17 protein-coding genes are annotated in these 21846 nt (G+C 72.7%); 9 read left to right on the top strand and 8 right to left on the bottom strand.

Features of this window, described 5'->3' with window-relative positions:
* Positions 1-10: 10 nt before the first annotated feature.
* The 4 genes from EES43_RS20665 to EES43_RS20650 are packed head-to-tail and all read right to left on the bottom strand — an operon-like array spanning position 11 to position 4734.
* A complete protein-coding gene (locus EES43_RS20665) occupies positions 11-661 on the bottom strand; it encodes a GTP-binding protein (RefSeq protein WP_124270081.1) in 651 nt (216 codons plus the stop codon).
* The gene (locus tag EES43_RS20660; RefSeq protein WP_015611323.1) at positions 642-1058 is read right to left on the bottom strand and encodes a DUF742 domain-containing protein; all 417 of its coding nucleotides are present in this window, start codon (positions 1056-1058) and stop codon (positions 642-644) included. Before EES43_RS20660 ends, EES43_RS20665 begins: the two co-directional genes overlap by 20 nt.
* Positions 1055-1534 carry a roadblock/LC7 domain-containing protein gene (locus EES43_RS20655; protein ID WP_124270080.1) on the bottom strand — a complete coding sequence of 160 codons (480 nt, stop codon included), beginning with the start codon at positions 1532-1534 and terminating at the stop codon, positions 1055-1057. The genes EES43_RS20660 and EES43_RS20655 overlap by 4 nt, the downstream gene beginning before the upstream one ends.
* Positions 1531-4734, bottom strand: a complete 3204-nt coding sequence (locus tag EES43_RS20650) for a sensor histidine kinase (protein ID WP_124270079.1) — start codon at positions 4732-4734, stop codon at positions 1531-1533. Before EES43_RS20650 ends, EES43_RS20655 begins: the two co-directional genes overlap by 4 nt.
* 364 nt (positions 4735-5098) lie before the next feature.
* Between EES43_RS20650 and EES43_RS20645 the strand changes: the two genes are divergently transcribed.
* Positions 5099-5890: a hypothetical protein gene (locus EES43_RS20645; protein WP_124270078.1), complete on the top strand. Its 792-nt coding sequence runs from the start codon at positions 5099-5101 to the stop codon at positions 5888-5890.
* Between the two features lie 70 nt (positions 5891-5960).
* On the opposite strand, the gene EES43_RS20640 is transcribed toward EES43_RS20645, so the two are convergent.
* Positions 5961-6443, bottom strand: a complete 483-nt coding sequence (locus tag EES43_RS20640) for a MarR family winged helix-turn-helix transcriptional regulator (protein WP_124270077.1) — start codon at positions 6441-6443, stop codon at positions 5961-5963.
* Between the two features lie 256 nt (positions 6444-6699).
* On the opposite strand from EES43_RS20640, the gene EES43_RS20635 reads away from it, so the two are divergent.
* The gene (locus tag EES43_RS20635; RefSeq protein ID WP_124270076.1) at positions 6700-7464 is read left to right on the top strand and encodes a polysaccharide deacetylase family protein; all 765 of its coding nucleotides are present in this window, start codon (positions 6700-6702) and stop codon (positions 7462-7464) included.
* A 170-nt stretch (positions 7465-7634) separates the two neighbouring features.
* Here EES43_RS20635 and lon read toward each other — a convergent pair whose 3' ends face one another.
* Positions 7635-10055, bottom strand: coding sequence for an endopeptidase La (gene lon / locus EES43_RS20630; RefSeq protein WP_124270075.1), 2421 nt, complete (start codon positions 10053-10055; stop codon positions 7635-7637).
* A 450-nt stretch (positions 10056-10505) separates the two neighbouring features.
* On the opposite strand from lon, the gene EES43_RS20625 reads away from it, so the two are divergent.
* From EES43_RS20625 to EES43_RS20600, 5 genes are all read left to right on the top strand, one after another.
* Positions 10506-11222 carry a spermidine synthase family protein gene (locus EES43_RS20625; RefSeq protein WP_124270074.1) on the top strand — a complete coding sequence of 239 codons (717 nt, stop codon included), beginning with the start codon at positions 10506-10508 and terminating at the stop codon, positions 11220-11222.
* A 231-nt stretch (positions 11223-11453) separates the two neighbouring features.
* Positions 11454-12191, top strand: a complete 738-nt coding sequence (locus tag EES43_RS20620) for a response regulator transcription factor (protein WP_124270073.1) — start codon at positions 11454-11456, stop codon at positions 12189-12191.
* The gene (locus EES43_RS20615; protein WP_124270072.1) at positions 12188-13264 is read left to right on the top strand and encodes a HAMP domain-containing sensor histidine kinase; all 1077 of its coding nucleotides are present in this window, start codon (positions 12188-12190) and stop codon (positions 13262-13264) included. The genes EES43_RS20620 and EES43_RS20615 overlap by 4 nt, the downstream gene beginning before the upstream one ends.
* Positions 13265-13534: 270 nt before the next feature.
* The gene (locus EES43_RS20605) at positions 13535-17371 is read left to right on the top strand and encodes a multifunctional oxoglutarate decarboxylase/oxoglutarate dehydrogenase thiamine pyrophosphate-binding subunit/dihydrolipoyllysine-residue succinyltransferase subunit (RefSeq protein ID WP_124270070.1); all 3837 of its coding nucleotides are present in this window, start codon (positions 13535-13537) and stop codon (positions 17369-17371) included.
* Positions 17372-17472: 101 nt separating this feature from the next.
* Positions 17473-17655, top strand: a complete 183-nt coding sequence (locus EES43_RS20600; RefSeq protein ID WP_005312030.1) for a DUF6104 family protein — start codon at positions 17473-17475, stop codon at positions 17653-17655.
* Between the two features lie 79 nt (positions 17656-17734).
* Here EES43_RS20600 and EES43_RS20595 read toward each other — a convergent pair whose 3' ends face one another.
* A complete protein-coding gene (locus EES43_RS20595) occupies positions 17735-18613 on the bottom strand; it encodes a hypothetical protein (protein WP_124270069.1) in 879 nt (292 codons plus the stop codon).
* Positions 18614-18766: 153 nt separating this feature from the next.
* On the opposite strand from EES43_RS20595, the gene EES43_RS20590 reads away from it, so the two are divergent.
* Positions 18767-19621, top strand: coding sequence for a DUF4097 family beta strand repeat-containing protein (locus EES43_RS20590; RefSeq protein ID WP_164493213.1), 855 nt, complete (start codon positions 18767-18769; stop codon positions 19619-19621).
* Between the two features lies 1 nt (position 19622).
* On the top strand, positions 19623-20660 hold the full coding sequence (locus EES43_RS20585; protein WP_124270068.1) for a PadR family transcriptional regulator: 1038 nt from the start codon (positions 19623-19625) through the stop codon (positions 20658-20660).
* A gap of 111 nt (positions 20661-20771) precedes the next feature.
* Here the strand turns inward: EES43_RS20585 and EES43_RS20580 are convergent, their stop codons facing one another.
* Positions 20772-21740: a zinc-binding dehydrogenase gene (locus EES43_RS20580; protein WP_124270067.1), complete on the bottom strand. Its 969-nt coding sequence runs from the start codon at positions 21738-21740 to the stop codon at positions 20772-20774.
* Positions 21741-21846 lie beyond the last annotated feature (106 nt).

The following is a 21846-nucleotide window of genomic DNA, read 5'->3' as shown; positions in this document are numbered from 1 at the left end:
TGTGAGTGATCTATGCGGGGGTGACGTCGAGGGCGTGGCCGACCAGGGCCAGCAGCGACTCGACGACCGTGATCCTGTTACGCGCGTCCATGATCACAACAGGTACGTGCGGGGGAACGGTCAGGGCTTCCCTGACGTCCTCGGCCTCGTAACCGGGAGTCCCCTCGAAGTGGTTGACGGCCACGATGTACGGGAGTCCGCAGCTCTCGAAGTAGTCGAGGGCCGGGAAGCAGTCGGCGAGCCGGCGGGTGTCGGCGAGGACCACCGCGCCGATCGCCCCGCGCACCAGGTCGTCCCACATGAACCAGAACCGCTGCTGCCCGGGGGTGCCGAAGACGTAGAGGACGAGGTCGTCGTCCAGGGTCAGCCGGCCGAAGTCCATCGCCACGGTGGTGGTGGTCTTCTCGGGCGTGGCGGTGAGGTCGTCCGTCTCCTCGCTGGCCTGGGTCATCAGCGCTTCGGTCTTCAGCGGCGTGATCTCGGAGACCGAGCCGACGAACGTCGTCTTGCCGACGCCGAAGCCGCCCGCCACCACGATCTTGGTGGCGGTGGGGGCCCGGGTGTGGTCGAGCTGCCAGGGCTGGAGGGTTTCCTCCGCCTGGTCGGCGGGGCCCGGCTGACGCGGGGCGAAGAGCGGCGCCTCAGAGACGGCGGAGTCCATTGAGCACCCTTTCGAGCAGTGCGCGGTCGGGCTGGCCGGTGCCGTGACCGGTCCCGTACACGCGGATCTTTCCCTGGTCGGCCAAGTCGCTGAGCAGCACTCGGACCACACCGAGCGGCATCTTCAACAGGGCCGAGATCTCCGCGACCGTACGCATCCGGCGGCAGATTTCGACGATGGCCTGGAGCTCGGGCATCACCCGCGAGGCGAGGTTGCCGTTGGTCAGCTCACGGCGCTCCTCGGGCGCTTCGAGGGCCGCGACGAAGGTCTCGACGAGCAGCACGTGCCCGAAGCGGGTCCGGCCGCCGGTGAGGGAGTACGGGCGGACGCGGGCGGGGCGCTTGTCGGCGCCGCGGACGGGGAGCCTCGGGGAGGGTTCGGCGGCGGCGGTCGTCACTGGGCGCTCTCCATCGATTTGCGCAGCTCACTGCGGAGTTCGGGGGTGAGGACGTGTCCGGCCCGGCCGACGAAGAGGGCCATGTGGTACGCGACGACGCTCATGTCGCAGTCGGGGGTGGCGTGCACCCCGAGCAGGGAGCCGTCGCTGATCGACATGACGAAGACGCTGCCCTCGTCCATCGCGACCATCGTCTGCTTGACCCCGCCGCCGTCCATCAGCTTCGCCGCGCCGATGGTCAGCGAGCCGATGCCGGAGACGATGGTCGCCAGGTCGGCGCTGGACCCCTTGGGTCCGTCCGACGTGCCGGTCGCCCGCGCGGTCAGATGTCCGGGGTCGGAGGAGAGCAGCATGAGTCCGTCGGACGAGACGACGGTGACCGAGTGGACCCCTGGCACCTCCTCCACGAGATTGCTCAGCAACCAGTGAAGGTTCCGGGCCTCGGTACTCAGCCCGAATGTGCTGGGCGCAGTCAACTGCGTGCCTCCTCGACTGTGTCCCCCGTCTCATCGTTGCGGCCTTCGGTACGGCCACCGGTCCGGTCGGTAGGTGTGTCGTGTGCGGTGCGCCCGGTGCTCACGCCCTCGTGGTCGTCGACGGCGACGTGTCCGGTGGACCCGGCGATCTCGGCCTCGACGTCGCGCCGTCCCTCCTTGGCCGCCTGGTGGAAGCTGCCGAGGCGGCGGCGCAGGTCGTCCTTGTCCAGGCTGCCCTTGCGCTCCGCGGTCGGGGCGCTGTCGGGCCGGACCACCTTGGGGGTGCGCTTCGGCAGCCCCTTGTCGGTGATCCGCTCGGCCTCCGGCCGACGGGGTCCGGGCACGGTGTCGGCGGCGGGGTGCGGCTGGGGGTCGGCCGGGGCGGCGGGCGCGGTCTCGGTCTCAACCGGGCGCTCGTGGCGGTCGGGGCCGATGGCGTAGGGATCGGCCTGCGGCGGCACCGCGGGGACGGCCGGCGACGGCTGGTCCGCCGGGACCTGCCGCGGGGCGGGCCCGCCCGCGGGCGCTTCCGGGGACGCTTCCCGGGGCGCTTCCCCGGGGACCTTCGGCAGACGGACCTGAAGCGTGACCTCGGACGCGGACTCGACGTCGGACGCGGACTCGACGTCGGACGCGGACCTGGCGCCCGGCGCCTCGTCCTCGGGCGCCCGCGGCGCGGGCTCCGGGGCCGCACCGTGCACCGGGGCCGTCGCCTCGGTCCCGGCCTCGCGGATCGTGCGCTCGGCCGCCGCGATCAGCGGGTCCTCGGCGGGCGCGGCCTCGGCACCGGGCGCCTCGACACCGGGCGCCTCGTCCTCGTACGCCTGAGGCGCCGGCTCCGGGGCGGCGTCGGCGGAGGGCGCCGCGTCCGGGGCCGTCCGGAGCGGGGCCTGCTCCGGGGTGTCCGCCTGCTGGGTGAGGGGTTCCCGCTGCCCGGGGGCCGCCTGCTGTCCCGGGGCCGCCTGCTGCCCGGCGGGGGCGGGCAGGGCAGCGGAACGGCTCGGCAGGGCATGGGAGTTCGCCTCGGCGACGGAGCCCGGCAGGTTGAGCGACGGCGTCACGCCGGGCAGCTGCACCGGTGGCGGGGAGGCGGTGGGCAGGGAGTTGGGCAGCAGGGACTGCGGCAGTACGACGACGGCCGTCACTCCACTTCCCTTCTGCTCCCGCAACTGGACCCGCACTCCGTGCCGGGCGGCGAGCAGAGAGGTGACCTGGAGACCGAGTCCCGCGCCGTCGGCGTTCTGCTCACCCGCCTCGAACGAGGCCGGGTCCGCCAGCCTCGCATTGAGCTCGCCCATCCGGACCGTCGACATGCCGATGCCCGCGTCCTGCACGGAGAGCATCACCTCGCCGGTCTCCAGCAGCCAGCCGGAGAGCTCGACATGGGAGTCCGGCGGCGAGAAGGAGGTCGCGTTCTCCAGGAGTTCGGCGAGCAGGTGGCTGAGGTCGTCGGCGGCGAACCCGGCGATCTGGGCGTGCGGCGGCAGGGACTGGATGGTGACCCGCTCGTACCGCTCGATCTCGCTGACGGCCGCGCGCGCGACGTCGACCAGCGGGATCGGGCCGGGGTGGCTGTGACCGTGCTCCGCGCCCGCGAGGACCAGCATGTTCTCGCTGTGGCGGCGCATGACGGTGGCCATGTGGTCGAGCTTGAAGAGGGTGGACAGCCGCTCGGGGTCCTGTTCGCGCTCCTCCAGGCCCTCGATGACGCCGAGCTGGCGGTCGACCAGACCGAGCGTGCGCAGGGAGAGGTTGACGAACGTGTGGTGGACCGTGTTCTTCAGCTGCTCCAACTGGGTGGCCAGCTCGGCCGTCCGCACCTGGAGTTCCGCGCGCTGGAGGGTGAGGGCTTCGCGGCCCGCGATCAGCTCGGCCCGCTCGGCGCTCAGGCTCTCGACGCGGCCGGTGAAGTCCTGGTGCAGGGCGACCAGTTTGCCGTGCAGCGTGTTCATCGACCGGACGACCTGGGCGAACTCGTCGTTGCGGCCGGTGTAGCGGACCGGTTCGGCGCTCTCGGGTTCCTCCGCGAGGCGCTTCGCGCCGATCCGCAGGACGGCGAGCGGCTGGGTCAGGGTGCGGGCGACGGCGGTGGAGACGCCGACGACGATCAGGAAGCAGCCGCCGAGCAGGGCGATGCTCAGTTCGAGGGCCGTGACGTCGTCGTCGCGCAGCGCCTCCAACTGCTCGACCTGGCTGGTGCCGAGGGCGGACTCGACACTGCGCATCCGGTCGATACGGGCCGAGAGCGCGGCCTCCAGCTTCCGGGGGTCGGCCCGGCGCTCCGCCTCGGAAAGCTCCGGGCTGTCGGTGAGGCGCGTGAGGTACTTCTCGGCGCTGTTGACCTCCGGCCCGGTGACGGTGGCGGAGAACTTGTCGCGGGCGACCGGGTCGGCGGCCTGGTCGAAGTCGGCGAGCGAGGCCGCCTCGCGTACCCGGGCCTGCTGGGCGGCGGCGCTCAGCTCGTTCCGGTCGCGCGTCGCGCGGGTGGCGCCCTCGCCCTCGGCCTGGACGGGCAGGCCGGTGAACGGATCGGTCTGCGGGGGCGTCGGCTCGGGGCCGGACACCGCGAGCGCGGCGAGCAGGAGCCCGCGCGTCGCGGACGCCTGCTCGGCGGCTCCGCCGAGCGCGAGCGGGGCTCGGGTGGCGTCGGCGGCGCGCGGCGGCGTCCGGGCGGCCAGCTCGGCGGCGATGCCGCGCAGCTTGGCGATGACCTCGGAGTACGCGTGGTGCGCCTCCAGGGCCGATCCCTTGCCGGTGAGCGCCTCGCGGCGCAGGGAGGGCACGGTGGACAGGTCGCGGCGCAGGGCGGCGGAGGCAGCCGCGTGGATCTCGTCGATCTGCTGGTCGACCCGGGTGGTGCGGGTGCGGCGGCTGTCGGCGCCGTTCTCGTCGTCCTCGGCCCGGCCGCCGGCGATGTACGCGGTGACCGCGTCGCGTTCGTCGGCGAGCGAGTGCGCGAGGGTGACGGCCTGTCGGTTCAGCTCGGCGAGGGTGACCAGCCGCTGGGACTCGGTCAGGTCCGAGGAGGCCCCGAGCGCGGCGGGAGCGCCCGCCGCGATGACGGTGATGCCGACGACGGCGACGCCGGCTACCAGCCGGCTGCGCACCCGTACGGTCCGCTTCTCGGCGCCCGGCGCCGGAGGCGTCGCCCCGGAACCGTCACGCGTGCTGCCCTTGCTCCGCGGCCGCTTCTTCTGCACCGGTGCTCGCAATCTTGATTCGTCCACCCTTGAAGCAGAGGTGACGCGGGGTCACACGGAAGGTCGCCCCTGCTCCTGGTACGGCTTCCGACCATTCCAGCGCTTTTGAGAGGGGGGCGCGCATCAACCGCTCCGCCACTCGAACGAGTGAACCGCACTCCTGAGTTGGCGAACAAGTCTCCCCACGCGCGCCCGGGAGCATGCGCGGGCCGCGAGCTGGAAGTTCCGGTCAGGCTTTGGCAAGATGCCCGCCCGCATCCGCCGCACGGGCTTCGCGCATCGCCTCGGAGCTGCTGTGACCTGCTGCGACGACCCAACCGCGCTCTCGTGCGGGCCCCGTGAAGACGTCGTGCAGACTGGCGCCATGCGCATCGAGCTCGCCTCCGTTCCCGGCAGTCCCGAACGCCCCAACGAGGACTGGGCGTCGGCAGCCGTTCCCGCCTCCGGCCAGGGCGGGACACTGGTTCTCCTGGACGGCGTCACCCCGCCGCCGGGGGACGACGGCTGCGTGCACTCCGTCCCCTGGTTCACGGCACGGCTGGGGGGCGCTCTGGTGGAACTCGCGGGTTCGCGAAGGGATCTGAGCCTCGCGGAGATCCTGGCCGAGTCCATCCGGCGCACGTCCGCGGCCCACGCGGGCACCTGTGACCTTTCTCACGTTCGAACGCCCCAGGCGACCGTGGTCCTCGCGCGCTGGGACGAACAGGCGATCGACCATCTGGTGCTCTCCGACTCGGCGCTCCTGCTGGAGGCGGCGGACGGCGCCGTCCGCGCGGTCCTCGACGACCGGCTGGACCGGCTCCCGCCCGGCTCGCTCGGCTCCGCGGCGGAGGTGGACTCTCGGCTGCGGAACAAGGAGGGCGGCTTCTTCACGGCGGCGGCCGACCCCGGCGTCGTGGCGCGTGCGGTGACCGGCCGGACCCCGGTCGCCGAGGTGCGCGCCCTGGCCGCGCTGACGGACGGGGCGAGCCGCTGGACGGAGGTGTTCCACCAGGGCGACTGGACGGCCGCGCTGGGGCTGTTGCGGAAGGCGGGGCCGCGGGGCCTGGTGGAGCGGGTGCGGGAGCTGGAGGAGGCCGACGAGGCCGCCGGGCGCGTACGGCTGGGCCGCGCCAAGACGCACGACGACGCGACGGCGGTGCTCGTGGAGCTGTAGGGGCTGCCCCGTCACCCTGCGGGCACGCCTCGCCGTTTCGACCCGGGCCGAAGCCCCGCGCGCGCCCGCGTCAGTCCTCGGCGCGGGCGTTGAGGTGGTGCAGCAGCCGGGCCAGTTCGGCCACCTCGGCCCGGTCCCAGTCCGCCAGTTTGCGGACGTAGCGCCCGCGCCGGGCGTCGCGGACGCTGCGGAAGCGGGCCAGCCCCTCGTCGGTGAGGTGGACGAGCCAGGCGCGGCCGTCCGCCGGATCGGGTTCGCGGGCGACCAGCCCGAGGCCCTCCAGGGCCCGGAGCTGCCGGCTCACCGTGGCCTTGCCGACGCCGAAGTAGGCCGCCAGCTCGGTGGCCCGCTGCCGGCCGGCCGACTCCAGGCGTACGAGGAGCCCGTAGGCCGCCGGCTCCAGTTCGGGATGGACCTCGCGGGCCATCTCGCCCGAGCTGGCGCGCGCCCGGCGCAGGAAGACCGCCAACTCCCGCTCCAGCGCGAGAAAGGCGTGGTCCACGCCGGCTCCCGCCGTCGCGTCCGGTTCAGGCGCGCTGTGGCTCCCGTGCACGTCGGTACCCCTCGTACGGTTTCCTGCCGATGAAAGTCTCCGCCGCGGCCGGTCAACGCCGCGGCTCGGCCAGTATTTCGCAGGCGTAGGCCGACGACGGCCTCCCGACCCGCTTCCGCGGCCCGGCCCACCGAGGCTTCCCGCCACCCCGTACAACTACCCACTCCATGTATACGCACGACGTATACACTCTGTGTATAGTCCTCTGAGTGCCGCATGCCTGTGCGGAGATTTCCACAGGAGGAGTGATTTCGCCGTGCCCAGACAGACGCTGCTGCCCGGATTCGCGTTGACCGCCGCACTGGTGACGGCGCTCACACTGACGCTGGGCGGGTGCGGCATGGACACCACCGCTCCCGCCTCGGCGCGGCGGGACGCGGCGTCCGACGCCAAGGGATCGTTCGGGGCCGCCGACTGCCGCCGGGCGAAGTGCATCGCCCTCACGTTCGACGCGGGGCCGGGCGAGGACACGCCGGAGCTGCTGGACATCCTCAAGGAGAAGAAGGTGCGCGCCACCTTCTTCCTGCTGGGCAGGGACCACGTGGTCAAGCACCCCGACACCGTGCGGCGCATCGCGGACGAGGGCCACGAGGTGGCCAACCACACCTGGACGCACAAGATCCTGACCGACCGGGAGCCGGAGGAGATACGCGCCGAGCTGGAGAAGACCCAGCGGGCAATCGAGGAGATCACCGGCGAGCGGCCCCGGCTGATGCGCCCGCCGCAGGGCCGCACCGACGACACGGTCTCGGAGATCAGCAAGGAGCTGGGGCTGTCCCAGATCCTGTGGAGCGCCACCGCCAAGGACTTCTCGACGAACGACTCCGCGCTGATCCGGAAGCGGATCCTGGACCAGGCGGGCAGGGACGGCGTCATCCTGCTGCACGACATCTACGACGGCACCGTGCCCGCCGTGCCCGGGATCATCGACGCGCTCCGCGAGGACGGCTACACCTTCGTGACCGTGCCCGAGCTGATGGCCCCCGCCGAGCCGGAGCCGGGCACGGTATACCGCCCCTGACCACGGAGGTGGGGACGAATGACCACGGGAGGAACGGATCGCCCGGGACGGGGCGGACACGGAACGGCCCGTCCCCGTCGAGGCGGGGGCGGGCCGTCCGTACCGGTCGCGCACCCGGGACCTCTCACCTGGCGAGAGGCCGCTGCGCCGCGCCCGTCACAACGCGGCGGTCAGGCGGCGGCCGGGATCCTCTCCCCGTCCCGGGCCTCGGCCGGGGCGAGGGCGATGTCCAGCACCTGGCGGACGTCGGTGACCGGGCGGACGTCCAGCTTCTCCAGCACCTCGGCCGGGACGTCGTCCAGATCGGCCTCGTTGCGCTGCGGGATCACCACGGTCGTGATGCCGGCCCGGTGGGCGGCCAGCAGCTTCTGCTTCAGACCGCCGATCGGCAGCACCCGTCCGGTCAGCGACACCTCTCCGGTCATCGCCACGTCCGTACGGACCAGCCGTCCGGAGAGCAGCGAGGCCAGGGCCGTCGTCAGGGTGATGCCGGCGCTCGGGCCGTCCTTGGGGACCGCGCCCGCCGGGAAGTGGATGTGCACGCCCCGGTCCTTGAGGTCGGCGACCGGCAGCTCCAGCTCCGCGCCGTGCGACCGCAGGAAGCTCAGCGCGATCTGCGCCGACTCCTTCATCACGTCTCCGAGCTGACCGGTCAGGGTCAGTCCGGACGCCCCGGTCTCCGGGTCGGCCAGCGACGCCTCGACGAAGAGGACGTCACCGCCCGCGCCGGTCACCGCGAGCCCGGTCGCCACGCCGGGCACCGCGGTGCGGCGCTCGGCCGGGTCCTGGGCGGACTCGGGCACGTGGTGCGGACGGCCGATCAGACCGCGCAGGTCGGTGTCGGCCACCGTGAACGGCAGCTCGCGGTCGCCCAGCTCGTGCTGGGCCGCCACCTTGCGCAGCAGCCGGGCGACGGCCCGCTCCAGGTTCCGTACGCCCGCCTCGCGGGTGTACTCGCCGGCCAGCCGGCGCAGCGCCGACTCCTCCAGCGTCACCTCTTCCTTCTCCAGGCCCGCCCGCTCCAGCTGGCGCGGGAGCAGGTGGTCCCGGGCGATGACGACCTTCTCGTCCTCGGTGTAGCCGTCGAGGCGGACCAGCTCCATGCGGTCGAGCAGGGCCTCCGGGATGGCTTCGAGGACGTTGGCGGTGGCGAGGAAGACGACGTCGCTGAGGTCGAGCTCGACCTCCAGGTAGTGGTCGCGGAAGGTGTGGTTCTGTGCCGGGTCGAGGACTTCGAGGAGGGCGGCGGCCGGGTCGCCCCGGAAGTCGGAGCCGACCTTGTCGATCTCGTCGAGCAGGACGACCGGGTTCATCGAGCCGGCCTCCTTGATCGCCCGCACGACGCGTCCGGGCAGCGCGCCCACGTACGTACGCCGGTGGCCCCGGATCTCCGCCTCGTCCCGGACACCGCCGAGCGCGACGCGGACGAACTCGCGGCCCATGGCGTGCGCGACCGACTCGCCGAGCGAGGTCTTGCCGACGCCGGGCGGGCCGACGAGGGCCAGCACCGCGCCGCCGCGCCGCCCGCCGACGACGCCGAGCCCGCGGTCCGCGCGCCGCTTGCGCACCGCGAGGTACTCGGTGATGCGTTCCTTCACGTCCGCGAGGCCCGCGTGCTCGGCGTCCAGGACCTCCCGGGCGCCGCGGATGTCGTAGGCGTCCTCGGTGCGCTCGTTCCAGGGCAGTTCGAGGACGGTGTCCAGCCAGGTGCGGATCCAGGAGCCCTCGGGCGACTGGTCGCTCGCGCGCTCCAGCTTCTCGACCTCCTTGAGCGCGGCCTCGCGGACGTGCTCGGGCAGGTCGGCGGCCTCGACGCGGGACCGGTAGTCGTCGGACTCGTCCTCCGGGTCGCCGTTCAGCTCGGCCAGCTCCTTGCGCACGGCCTCCATCTGGCGGCGCAGCAGGAACTCGCGCTGCTGCTTGTCGACGCCCTCCTGGACGTCCTTGGCGATGGATTCGGCCACGTCCTGCTCGGCCAGGTGCTCCCCGAGCCACTGGACGGCGAGCTTCAGCCGGGCGACCGGGTCGACGGTCTCCAGGAGCTGGACCTTCTGCGCGGTGGTGAGGAACGGCGAGTACCCGGAGTTGTCCGCGAGCGCGGAGATGTCGTCGATCTGCTGGACGCGGTCCACGACCTGCCACGCGCCGCGCTTCTTCAGCCAGCTGGTGGCGAGGGCCTTGTACTCCGTGACCAGTTCGGCGACCGAGCCGGGCAGCGGGTCGGGGACGACGGTGTCGAGCACGGTCCCCTCGACCCAGAGCGCGCGGCCCGGCCCGCTGGTCCCGGCCCCGATGCGCACCCGGTCCCGGGCGCGGATCAGGGCGCCGGGGTCGCCGTCCGAGAGGCGTCCGACCTGCTCGACGGTGCCGAGGACTCCGGTCCCCGTGTACGTCCCGTCGATCCTCGGCACCAGCAGCACCTCGGGCTTGCCGCCGCCGGTCCGGGCCGCGGCCTGCGCGGCCTCGACGGCGGCGCGCACCTCGGCGTCCGAGAGGTCGAGCGGCACCACCATGCCGGGCAGGACGACCTCGTCGTCCAGCGGCAGCACGGGCAGATCGATCGGTGTGAACGCCTTGGACTCGTTAGTCATGATCTCCCCTTCGGCAGGCAAGTTGAGCTATGTGGGCTCAATGCTCGTGAGCCGCCGAATGTTCCCCGGGAGGTGTTCGCTGTGAGCGATCACTGAGCCGTCCGGCCCTGGGCGACGACAGAGCCGGCCGCGCGCGGCGTCCGGCCCGGCCCCCGACGTCCAGCCCCGGCCCCCGGCGTCCGGCCCCGCGCCGGTCCGGGCCCGCTCCCGGGACGGCGCCCCCGGCCGCGCGGAGCGCCTTTCACGGGAGCGCCCCGGGCCCGACGGCTATTCCCGCCGGGACCAGGGCCGGGAGGCCGTACCGTGCGGCGGCCCTCGGCCGTACGCCTTGAAGGAGGCGGCCGTACGCCCGGAGGAGTGGGCCCCGGGAATGCGGTGGCCCCGGGCGCCGCCCGGGCGCCAGGATGGACGGGCACCGACCGCCACGCCCGGAGACCGGAGAGCCCCGCCATGTCCGCGATGTCCACCGCCCCGTCCCCGCCGCCCGCACCCGCGCCCGCCGACGGCCCCGTCACCCTGGACCGCCGCGACGGGCCGTTCGGCGAGGTCGTTCTGCGCGGGCGCGGTGAGCATTTCGAGATCATCGCCAACGGCTGCTTCCTGATGGACACCTCCGACGGGCGCTCCGAGCGGCTGCTGATCGACGCCGCGCTGGCCGCGCTCCCGGCGGACCGGACGGGCCCCGGCGTCCTCATCGGCGGGCTGGGCGTCGGCTTCTCGCTCGTACGCGCCGCCGGGCAGGAGCGCTGGGGGCGCATCGCCGTCGTGGAACGGGAGGAGGCGATCGTCGACTGGCACCGCACCGGCCCGCTGGCCCGGATCTCCGCCGGAGCGCTCGCCGACCCGCGGACCGAGATCCTGCACACGGACCTCCTGGCCCACCTCAGGACGACCACGGAACGTTACGACGCGCTGTGCCTGGACATCGACAACGGACCCGACTGGACGGTCACGGAGGACAACGGAACCCTCTATTCCGCCACCGGACTGGCGCTCTGCAAGGAGCGGCTGACGCCGGGCGGCGTGCTCGCCGTCTGGTCCGCGCAGCCGTCGCCGGATTTCGAACAGGCGTTGCGGAATGCCGGATTCAGTGAGGTTGGGACGGAAGAGGTGCAGGTTGCCCGAGGTGTGCCGGACGTGGTCCATCTCGCACGGCGCGCCGTCTGAGCCCCCTGCGCACGCGACCGGGCCCGCTCGTCCCGGGCATCCGTCACAAGGCCGACGATCCGCCTCCCGCCCGGCCGCACTCGGTCCGCTCGCGGCAACACCCTGCGTAGCCGGATGACCTCCGCTGCCTTTACGCTGCTGACCGGCACACACGGGATCACCCACGAAAACCACGAGCGAAGACCGTCCTGCGGGAGATTGCCTCCCGCGAGAACGGGCAGGGGCGGGGCGATGGAACAGACACACACCACCCACAACGGCGTCGCGGCCACTCCGGGGGCGCAGCGCCGGGTGCTGGTGGTCGAGGACGACGCGACGATCGTGGACGCCGTCTCCGCCCGGCTGCGGGCCGAGGGCTTCCTGGTGCAGACCGCGCTGGACGGCCCGGCGGCGGTCGACGCGGCCGAGGCGTGGCAGCCCGACCTGATGGTGCTCGACATCATGCTTCCCGGCTTCGACGGCCTGGAGGTCTGCCGCCGAGTGCAGGCGCAGCGTCCGGTTCCGGTGCTGATGCTGACGGCGCGCGACGACGAGACGGACATGCTGGTCGGGCTCGGGGTCGGCGCCGACGACTACATGACGAAGCCGTTCTCGATGCGCGAGCTGGCCGCCCGGGTGCACGTGCTGCTGCGCCGGGTGGAGCGGGCCGCCCTGGCCGCCGTCACCCCGCGCAGCGGCATACTGCGCCTCGGAGAGCTGGAGATCGACCACGCGCAGCGCCGGGTGCGGGTCCGCGCCGAGGACGTCCATCTCACGCCGACCGAGTTCGACCTGCTGGTCTGCCTGGCCAACACCCCGCGCGCGGTGCTCTCCCGCGAGCAGCTGCTGGCGGAGGTGTGGGACTGGGCGGACGCCTCGGGCACCCGTACCGTCGACAGCCACATCAAGGCGCTGCGCCGGAAGATCGGCGCGGAGCGGATCCGTACCGTGCACGGCGTCGGCTACGCCCTGGAGACTCCGGCCCCATGAGCCGGCCGGGGTCCGGGCTGCGCCCCTTCTCCATCAAGGCCAAGCTGGGCACGCTCGTCGTGGTCTCGGTGCTCATCACGACGGGGCTGCTGATCGTCGCGTTGCGCACCCGGACCGAGTTCCAGTTCATCACCGTGTTCTCGGTGATCGCGACGCTGCTGATCACCCAGTTCGTGGCACACGGCCTGACCGCGCCGCTGGACGAGATGCGGGCCGTGGCCCGGTCCATCTCGCACGGCGACTACACGCGGCGGGTGAGCGGGGCCGGCCGGCGGGACGAGCTGGGCGACCTGGCGCAGACGATCAACCGCATGGCGGACGACCTGGAGGCCGAGGACCTGCACCGCAAGGAGCTGGTCGCCAACGTCTCCCACGAGCTGCGCACCCCCATCGCGGCGCTGCGCGCGGTCCTGGAGAACGTGGTGGACGGGGTGTCCGCCGCCGACCCGGAGACGATGCGCACGGCGCTGAAGCAGACGGAACGGCTCGGCCGGCTGGTGGAGACGCTGCTGGACCTGTCGCGGCTGGACAACGGGGTGGTGGCGCTCAAGGCCCGCCGCTTCGAGGTCTGGCCCTATCTGTCGGGCGTGCTGAAGGAGGCCAACCTCGCCGCCTCGCACCGCCGGCTCTCCTCGGGCTCCGGCAACCACTCCCGTACGGACGTCCATCTGCACCTGGACGTCTCGCCGCCGGAGCTGACCGCGCACGCGGACGCGGAGCGGCTGCACCAGGTGGTCGCCAACCTGATCGACAACGCGGTCAAGCACAGCCCGCCGCACGGCCGGGTCACGGTGCTGGCGCGGCGCGGGTCGTATCCGGAGTCGCTGGAGCTGGAGGTCGTCGACGAGGGCCCCGGCATTCCGGAGGCGGAGCGCCACCGCGTCTTCGAGCGGTTCAACCGGGGCCAGGCCCCCTCGGCGCACGGTCCGGGCAACGACGGCGGTACGGGTCTGGGCCTCGCGATCGCCCGCTGGGCGGTGGATCTGCACGGCGGCCGGATCGGCGTGGCCGAATCCGAACGCGGCTGCCGCATCCAGGTCACTCTTCCGGGAATGTCCACGCCACGCGGTTGACATAGGGTTCGAACCGGAAGGGCACGTTCTCCGTGTCTTCCCCGATGGGGATCACCCAGGGATACGGTCGCAGGGCCGTATCCACGGCCCTGCGTACCCGAAGTGCAGTGGAACCTCGCTTGTTTCCCGCCATTTCCTGTGCCGAAACCCGCCTTCCGATGTGATGTGCACGACGAAGCACCGGCCCGGCCTGCAAGGAATGGTTTGGGGGGCGTAGCCTTGATTTCCGCTGTCCATCACCTTGTGAAGCGGAAGAGGGCGGTTGCCGCCGTGTCGTCTCAGTCCCCCAGTAACTCGAGCATCTCGACCGACCAAGCCAGCCCGGGTACGAACCCGGCCGCCGCTTTCGGCGCCAACGAGTGGCTCGTCGACGAGATCTACCAGCAGTACCTCCAGGATCCCAGCTCGGTCGATCGCGCCTGGTGGGACTTCTTCGCCGACTACAAGCCGGGTGCCTCCGGCACGGCGGACAAGCCCGTCCCCGACGCCGCAGCCTCGGGGGCTGCGGCGGCCGAGGCCCCGGCCGCCACCCCTCCGGCCCGGCCCGCGGCCCCCGCCGCGGCTCCGGCTCCGGCTCCGGCTCCGGCTCCGGTCAAGCCCGCCCCCGCCGCTGCCCCGGCAGCACCGGCGCAGGCGGCTCCGGCCGAGCCCAAGGCCGCTCCGGCCCCGGCGAAGCAGGAGGCGAAGCCCGCCGCCGCGGCGCCCGCCAAGGCCGCCGCGGAGACGGAGGCCCCGGCCGGCCCCGAGTACGTGACGCTGCGCGGCCCGTCGGCCGCCGTCGCGAAGAACATGAACGCCTCGCTGGAGCTGCCGACGGCCACGTCCGTCCGCGCGGTCCCGGTGAAGCTGCTCTTCGACAACCGCATCGTCATCAACAACCACCTCAAGCGCGCCCGCGGCGGGAAGATCTCCTTCACGCACCTCATCGGGTACGCGATGGTGCAGGCCCTCAAGGCCATGCCGTCGATGAACCACTCCTTCGCGGAGAAGGACGGCAAGCCGACCCTGGTCAAGCCGGAGCACGTCAACCTCGGCCTCGCCATCGACCTGGTGAAGCCGAACGGCGACCGCCAGCTGGTCGTCGCGGCCATCAAGAAGGCCGAGACGCTCAACTTCTTCGAGTTCTGGCAGGCGTACGAGGACATCGTCCGCCGCGCCCGCATCGGCAAGCTCGGCATGGACGACTTCACCGGCGTCACCGCGTCGCTGACCAACCCCGGCGGCATCGGCACCGTCCACTCGGTGCCCCGCCTGATGCCCGGTCAGGGCCTCATCATGGGCGTCGGCGCGATGGACTACCCGGCGGAGTTCCAGGGCACCTCGCAGGACACCCTCAACAAGCTCGGCATCTCGAAGGTCATGACGCTGACCTCGACGTACGACCACCGGGTCATCCAGGGCGCCGCGTCCGGCGAGTTCCTGCGCGTCCTGAGCCAGCTGCTGCTCGGCCAGAACGACTTCTACGACGAGATCTTCAAGGCGCTGCGCATCCCGTACGAGCCGGTCCGCTGGCTCACGGACATCGACGCCTCGCACGACAACGACGTCACCAAGGCCGCCCGCGTCTTCGAGCTCATCCACTCCTACCGGGTGCGCGGCCACGTCATGGCCGACACGGACCCGCTGGAGTACCGCCAGCGCAAGCACCCCGACCTCGACATCACCGAGCACGGCCTCACCCTGTGGGACCTGGAGCGGGACTTCGCGGTCGGCGGCTTCGCCGGCAAGTCGATGATGAAGCTCCGCGACATCCTCGGCGTGCTGCGCGAGTCGTACTGCCGCACCACCGGCATCGAGTTCATGCACATCCAGGACCCGAAGCAGCGCAAGTGGCTTCAGGACCGGGTGGAGCGCCCGCGCGCCCAGCAGCCCGAGCGCGAGGAGCAGCTGCGCATCCTGCGCCGGCTGAACGCCGCCGAGGCGTTCGAGACGTTCCTTCAGACCAAGTACGTCGGCCAGAAGAGGTTCTCGCTGGAGGGCGGCGAGTCCGTCATCCCGCTGCTCGACGCGGTCATCGACTCCGCCGCCGAGGCGCGGCTCGACGAGGTCGTCATCGGCATGGCCCACCGCGGCCGGCTGAACGTCCTGGCCAACATCGTCGGCAAGTCGTACGCGCAGATCTTCCGGGAGTTCGAGGGCAACCTCGACCCGCGCTCGATGCACGGCTCCGGCGACGTCAAGTACCACCTGGGCGCCGAGGGCACCTTCACCGGTCTGGACGGCGAGCAGATCAAGGTCTCGCTGGCCGCCAACCCCTCCCACCTGGAGGCGGTCGACCCGGTCCTGGAGGGCATCGCCCGCGCCAAGCAGGACATCATCAACAAGGGCGGCACGGACTTCACGGTGCTGCCCGTCGCGCTCCACGGCGACGCGGCCTTCGCGGGCCAGGGCGTCGTCGCCGAGACGCTCAACATGTCGCAGCTGCGCGGCTACCGCACCGGCGGCACCGTGCACGTGGTGATCAACAACCAGGTCGGCTTCACCGCCGCCCCGGAGTCCTCGCGCTCCTCGATGTACGCCACCGACGTGGCGCGCATGATCGAGGCGCCGATCATCCACGTCAACGGCGACGACCCGGAGGCCGTGGTCCGCGTGGCGCGGCTCGCCTTCGAGTTCCGGCAGGCGTTCAACAAGGACGTCGTGATCGACCTCATCTGCTACCGCCGCCGCGGTCACAACGAGGGCGACAACCCGGAGTTCACCAACCCGCAGATGTACACCCTGATCGACAAGAAGCGCTCGGTGCGCAAGCTCTACACCGAGTCCCTGATCGGTCGCGGCGACATCACGCTGGAAGAGGCCGAACAGGCGCTCCAGGACTTCCAGGGCCAGCTGGAGAAGGTGTTCGCGGAGGTCCGCGAGGCCACCTCGCAGCCGTCCGCCCCGCACATCGCGGAGCCGCAGGCGGCGTTCCCGGTGGCCGTCGAGACGGCGGTCTCCTCGGAGGTCGTCAAGCGGATCGCCGAGTCCCAGGTCAACATCCCCGAGCAGATCACCGTCCACCCCCGTCTGATGCCGCAGATGCAGCGCCGCGCGGCCTCGGTGGAGAACGGCACGATCGACTGGGGCATGGGCGAGACGCTGGCCATCGGTTCGCTGCTGATGGAGGGCACCCCGGTCCGGCTCGCCGGCCAGGACACCCGCCGCGGCACGTTCGGCCAGCGCCACGCGGTGCTGGTCGACCAGGTGACCGGCGAGGACTACACCCCGCTGCTCTACCTCACCGAGGAGCAGGCCCGGTACAACGTCTACGACTCGCTGCTCTCCGAGTACGCGGCGATGGGCTTCGAGTACGGCTACTCGCTGGCCCGTCCGGAGTCGCTGGTCATCTGGGAGGCCCAGTTCGGCGACTTCGTCAACGGCGCGCAGACCGTCGTGGACGAGTTCATCTCCTCGGCCGAGCAGAAGTGGGGCCAGACCTCCGGCGTCACGCTGCTGCTGCCGCACGGCTACGAGGGCCAGGGCCCGGACCACAGCTCCGCCCGTCCGGAGCGCTTCCTCCAGATGTGCGCGCAGGACAACATGACGGTCGCGATGCCGACCCTGCCGTCGAACTACTTCCACCTGCTGCGCTGGCAGGTCCACAACCCGCACCACAAGCCGCTGATCGTCTTCACCCCGAAGTCGATGCTGCGTCTGAAGGCCGCGGCGTCGAAGATCGAGGAGTTCACCACCGGCGGCTTCCGCCCGGTGATCGGCGACGAGTCGGTCAAGGCCGAGGACGTCCGCAAGGTCGTCTTCTGCGCCGGCAAGCTGTACTACGACCTGGACGCCGAGCGGGAGAAGCGCGGCGACACGGAGACGGCGATCATCCGGCTGGAGCGCCTGTACCCGCTGCCGGGTGCGGAGGTCCAGGCCGAGATCGCGAAGTACCCGAACGCCGAGAAGTACCTCTGGGCCCAGGAGGAGCCGGCCAACCAGGGTGCGTGGCCGTTCATCGCGCTCAACCTGATCGACCACCTGGACCTGGCCGTCGGCGCGGACGTGCCGCACGGCGAGCGCCTGCGCCGCATCTCGCGTCCGCACGGCTCGTCCCCGGCGGTCGGCTCGGCCAAGCGCCACCAGGCCGAGCAGACGCAGCTGGTCAGCGAGGTCTTCGAAGCCTGAGGACATCGGCTGTGCGACTGGTTCGCACACCTCGGGGACCCGGTTCCGCGCTTGTCGCGGGGCCGGGTCTCCGGCGTCCGGGGCCTCGTTATTCTGGTCGCATGTACTTCACGGACCGCGGTATCGAGGAACTGGAGAAGCGGCGCGGCGAGGAGGAGGTCACCTTCGAGTGGCTCGCCGAGCAGTTGCGCACGTTCGTCGATCTCAACCCCGACTTCGAGGTGCCGGTGGAGCGCCTGGCGACCTGGCTGGCCCGCCTCGACGACGAGGACGACGAGGAGTAGCCGCTCCCCTCGGGCCGGCGCGCCGGGGAGTGGTGGCCGCGCCCGGCGGGGCAGGCCGACCAGGAGTCGGGCCCGCCCGTCAGGGCAGCCGGACCGGCTCGCTCCGGACGCCCGCCCTGACCCGGTGGTACGCGAGTCCCAGCGCGCCCTGGAGCAGGAGCGCCGCCCCCGCGGCGGCCCATCCCCCGCTGCGCCGCCGCGCGCCGCGGACCAGCAGCGGCAGCCCGACCGCGAGCTGGACGGCGGCCAGGGCGCGGGCCCGGGGGCCGCGTACCCAGGGGCCGAGGCCGCTGTTCTCGACCGCGTCCAGTTCGACCCGTACGGCGTCGCGCCACCCGGCCCACTCGACACGCTCGGCCCCGCGCTGCACGGCCGCGACGCTGCGCAGCCGGTCGGCGCTCTCGCCCGGTCCGAGGCCCGGCGGCAGGATCAGCCCGGTCCGGGTCAGGACGGCGAGCAGGCCGCGCAGCCGGGCGGCGGCGTCCGCGTCGGGGTCGGGGCGGGTGAGCGTCTCCAGCTCCTGGAGGTCCAGGACCGGATCGAGGCCGAGCCGGGCGGCCAGGGTGCGCATCGCCTCGTCCTCGCCCGCCGGAGTGCCGTCCGCCAGCCAGACGTAGGCCACGGGCCGCCGGAAACCGGCCGCGAGCGAGCAGCCCGCCCGGTCCGCGTCCCACCACAGGGCGATGACCGGCCAGGTGGAGGCGACGGCGAGGGCGGTGGCCCAGCCGCCGAGGATCCGGTCGACGGGTTCGGTACCGCCGCCCGGGGCGTTCGCGTCCACCGTGCCGTACGCACCGCCGTCCGGGCCGCGCCAGGGCTTGCCCTCCGGGACGAGCGCGCTCCACCCTTCGCCCGCGCGGGTCAGCAGCATCCGTTCGCGCAGGAGGTGCGCGAGGGGCCGTACGGTCTCGGGATCGGCCCGGCACAGCAGGAGCGCCCCCGTGGATGTCGCGTTCATGGCTCACACGCTAGGGCAATTTGCCACACCATGACGCACTTCGGGCGGTCGGAGCGGTCGTGGATCGCGCTTGACTTCCCCGATCCGCGATATATCGTGTTCTCCATCAGACGCGATATGTTGCGTCACCGCGCACTCCGGGAGGTCACATCCATGCCTGTGTCGACGTGGACCATCGCCGAGCCGCAGAAGCTCACGTTCGACGGCCCGGTGACGGCGCTCCAGGTGCGCGTCGTGAGCGGCGCGGTCAACGTGGTCGGGACCGACGAGCCCGGGGCCCGCCTGGAGATCTCCTCCGTCAAGGGCCCGCCGCTGGTCGTGACGCAGGAGGGCGGACTGATCACCGTGACGTACGAGGACCTGCCCTGGCAGGGCCTCCTGCGCTGGTTCGACCCCGCGCGACGCCACCGCAACGCCGTCGTCTCGCTGACCGTGCCCTCCGCCGCCTCGGTGGAGGTGGGCGTGGTCGACGCCGGGGCCGTCGTCTCCGGCATCAGCGGGCCGACTCAGGTGCGCGGCGTCTCCGGCGACTCCACGCTCGTCGGGCTGACCGGCACGGTCCACGGGGAGTCCGTCTCGGGCAGCCTGGAGGCCCAGGGCGTCACCGGCGACCTCCGCTTCCAGTCGGTCTCCGGCGACCTGACCGTCGTCGACGGCGCGGGCTCCTCGGTGCGGGCCGAGTCGGTCAGCGGCGCCATGGTCCTCGACGTGGACCCGTCCGGGAAGCCGACGGACATCCGGCTCACCACGGTCTCCGGCGAGATCGCGATCAGGCTGCCGCATCCGGCCGACGCCACGGTCGAGGCGAACACCGCGAGCGGAGCCGTCTCCAACGCCTTCGAGGACCTGCGCGTCGGCGGGCAGTGGGGGGCGAAGAAGATCACCGGCACCCTGGGGGCCGGGACCGGCGCCCTGAGGGCGACGACCCTGTCCGGCTCGATCGCCCTGCTGCGCCGGCCGGCCGAGGACGACGCGCACGACACCGCACCGACCGGAAAGGTTCTCTGACATGCCCCCCGTATTCGCCCACGGCCGCCTGCGCCTGTACCTGCTCAAGCTGCTGGACGAGGCCCCCCGCCACGGCTACGAGGTGATCCGCCTGCTGGAGGAGCGCTTCCAGGGCCTGTACGCACCGTCGGCGGGCACCGTCTACCCGCGGCTCGCGAAGCTGGAGGCCGAGGGCCTGGTCACCCACGCCACCGAGGGCGGCCGGAAGGTCTACTCGATCACGGACGCCGGCCGCGCCGAGTTGGCGGGCCGCGGCGGCGAACTGGCCGACCTGGAGCTGGAGATCCGCGAATCGGTCTCCGAACTCGCCGCCGAGATCCGCGACGACGTGCGCGGCGCGGCGGGCCGGCTGCGCAACGACATGCGGGCGGCGGCCGCGGCGTCGCGGCACGGCACCGGGACCGGCGCGGGGACCGGCACCGGCCGGGGCGAGCCGTCCTCCCCGTTCGGTGACCTCGGCGACCTCGGCGACCTGGCCGACAGCGAGGCGTGGCGCACGGCCAAGGAGGAGCTGCGCCGGGCCAAGGAGGAGTGGAAGGAGCAGGCCCGCCGGGCGAAGGACGAGTCGCGTCGGGCGCGCGAGGACGCCCAGCAGGCCCGCCGCCAGGCCAAGGAGGCCCACGAGAAGGCGCGGGAGCAGATGCAGACGGCCGCGCGTCAGGTGCAGGAGCACTTCGCGCGGGGCGACTGGCCCTCCGGCGTACGGGAGGGGCTGGCCGAGATCACCGGCCAGCTCGGCGGATTCGCCCGCTCCGGGATCTGGCCGCCGTTCGGCAGGGCGGAGGAGGAGCGGGAGGCCGGCACGGCGGGCGGGCCGCCCGGCGACGCCGCCGCCGACTGGGGCGCGGACGTGCCGTCCACGGGCGACCCGGCGCGCGATCTGGACCGCCTGCTGGACCGGTTCCGCGACACCGTCCGCGACGCGGCGCGCGACCACGGCGTCACGGAGGACCGGCTGGCCGAGGCCCGCGGCCAGCTGGGCGCCGCCGCCGCCCGCATCGAGGCGCTGCTGAAGGCGGAGGACGGTCCGAAGTCCTGAGCCGCGCCGGGGAGTCGGGACGGCACTGGACGTTTTTCGGTCAAGGAAACGGTGGCCTCGTCAGCAGAGCTGACGAGGCCACCGCCTGAGGAGCGCGGCTCGGGGCGGGCTTCAGGCCGTCGGCGTGAGGACGATCTTCCCGAAGAGGTCGCCGGACTCCAGCCGCGCGACCCCCTCGCGGGCCCGGTCCAGCGGCAGCACCTCGTCGATGACCGGCCGCACGCCGGTGGCGGCGCAGAACGCGAGCAGGTCCTCCAGCTCGTCCTTGGAGCCCATCGTGGAGCCGACGACCTTCAGCTCCAGGAAGAAGATCCGGGTCAGCTCGGCGTGCGAGGGCCGGTCGCCGCTGGTGGCGCCGGAGATGACCAGGGTGCCGCCGGGGCGCAGCGACTTGACGGAGTGGGACCAGGTGGCGGCGCCGACGGTCTCGATGACGGCGTCCACCCGCTGCGGGAGCCGCGCGCCGCTCTCGTACGCCTCCACCGCGCCGAGTTCGACGGCCCGCCTGCGCTTGGCCTCGTCCCGGCTGGTGGCGAAGACCCGCAGCCCGGCGGCCTTCCCGAGCACGATCGCGGCGGTGGCGACCCCGCCGCCCGCGCCCTGGACGAGCACCGAGTCGCCCGGCCGGACACCGGCGTTGGTGAACAGCATGCGGTACGCGGTGAGCCAGGCGGTCGGCAGGCAGGCGGCCTCCTCGAAGGTCAGCTCCTTCGGCTTGGGCAGCACGTTCCAGGTGGGGACGGCGACCTGTTCGGCGAAGGTGCCCTGGTAGCGCTCGGTGAGGATGGAGCGCGGCTCCTTCGGCCCGACGCCGTGTCCGCTCTGGCCGATGACGGAGTGCAGGACGACCTCGTTGCCGTCCTCGTCGACGCCCGCGGCGTCGCAGCCGAGGATCATCGGGAGCTTGTCCTCGGAGAGGCCCACGCCTCGCAGGGACCACAGGTCGTGGTGGTTGAGGGAGGCGGCGCGGACGGTGACGGTGCTCCATCCGGTACGCGGCTCGGGGGCCGGGCGTTCGCCCAGCTCCAGGCCGTCGAGGGGGCGGTCGGGGTCGATGCGTGCTGCGTAGGCGGCGAACATGGCTCGACGATAGGCCGGGGCGGGGCGGAGGCGTAACCGCCGGCCCGTGTGACGCGCGCCAACCGGGGCCGCTCCGGGGGCCGCACGCGTCCGGGACAGCGCGCCC

Origin of the sequence: Streptomyces sp. ADI96-02 (genome assembly GCF_003846185.1) — a bacterium.
GTDB lineage: Bacteria > Actinomycetota > Actinomycetes > Streptomycetales > Streptomycetaceae > Streptomyces.
The sequence above is the reverse complement of the archived record's forward strand: the minus strand, read 5'-3'. Positions and strand labels throughout refer to the sequence as shown.

What these genes read in the sequence shown, in the direction of transcription:
- EES43_RS20665 (WP_124270081.1), bottom strand. Translation starts at nt 661, where the DNA reads ATGGACTCCGCCGTCTCTGAGGCGCCGCTCTTCGCCCCGCGTCAGCCG.
- EES43_RS20645 (WP_124270078.1), top strand. Translation starts at nt 5,099, where the DNA reads ATGCGCATCGAGCTCGCCTCCGTTCCCGGCAGTCCCGAACGCCCCAAC.
- lon (WP_124270075.1), bottom strand. Translation starts at nt 10,055, where the DNA reads ATGACTAACGAGTCCAAGGCGTTCACACCGATCGATCTGCCCGTGCTG.
- EES43_RS20625 (WP_124270074.1), top strand. Translation starts at nt 10,506, where the DNA reads ATGTCCGCGATGTCCACCGCCCCGTCCCCGCCGCCCGCACCCGCGCCC.
- EES43_RS20620 (WP_124270073.1), top strand. Translation starts at nt 11,454, where the DNA reads ATGGAACAGACACACACCACCCACAACGGCGTCGCGGCCACTCCGGGG.
- EES43_RS20615 (WP_124270072.1), top strand. Translation starts at nt 12,188, where the DNA reads ATGAGCCGGCCGGGGTCCGGGCTGCGCCCCTTCTCCATCAAGGCCAAG.
- EES43_RS20600 (WP_005312030.1), top strand. Translation starts at nt 17,473, where the DNA reads ATGTACTTCACGGACCGCGGTATCGAGGAACTGGAGAAGCGGCGCGGC.
- EES43_RS20595 (WP_124270069.1), bottom strand. Translation starts at nt 18,613, where the DNA reads ATGAACGCGACATCCACGGGGGCGCTCCTGCTGTGCCGGGCCGATCCC.
- EES43_RS20590 (WP_164493213.1), top strand. Translation starts at nt 18,767, where the DNA reads ATGCCTGTGTCGACGTGGACCATCGCCGAGCCGCAGAAGCTCACGTTC.
- EES43_RS20585 (WP_124270068.1), top strand. Translation starts at nt 19,623, where the DNA reads ATGCCCCCCGTATTCGCCCACGGCCGCCTGCGCCTGTACCTGCTCAAG.
- EES43_RS20580 (WP_124270067.1), bottom strand. Translation starts at nt 21,740, where the DNA reads ATGTTCGCCGCCTACGCAGCACGCATCGACCCCGACCGCCCCCTCGAC.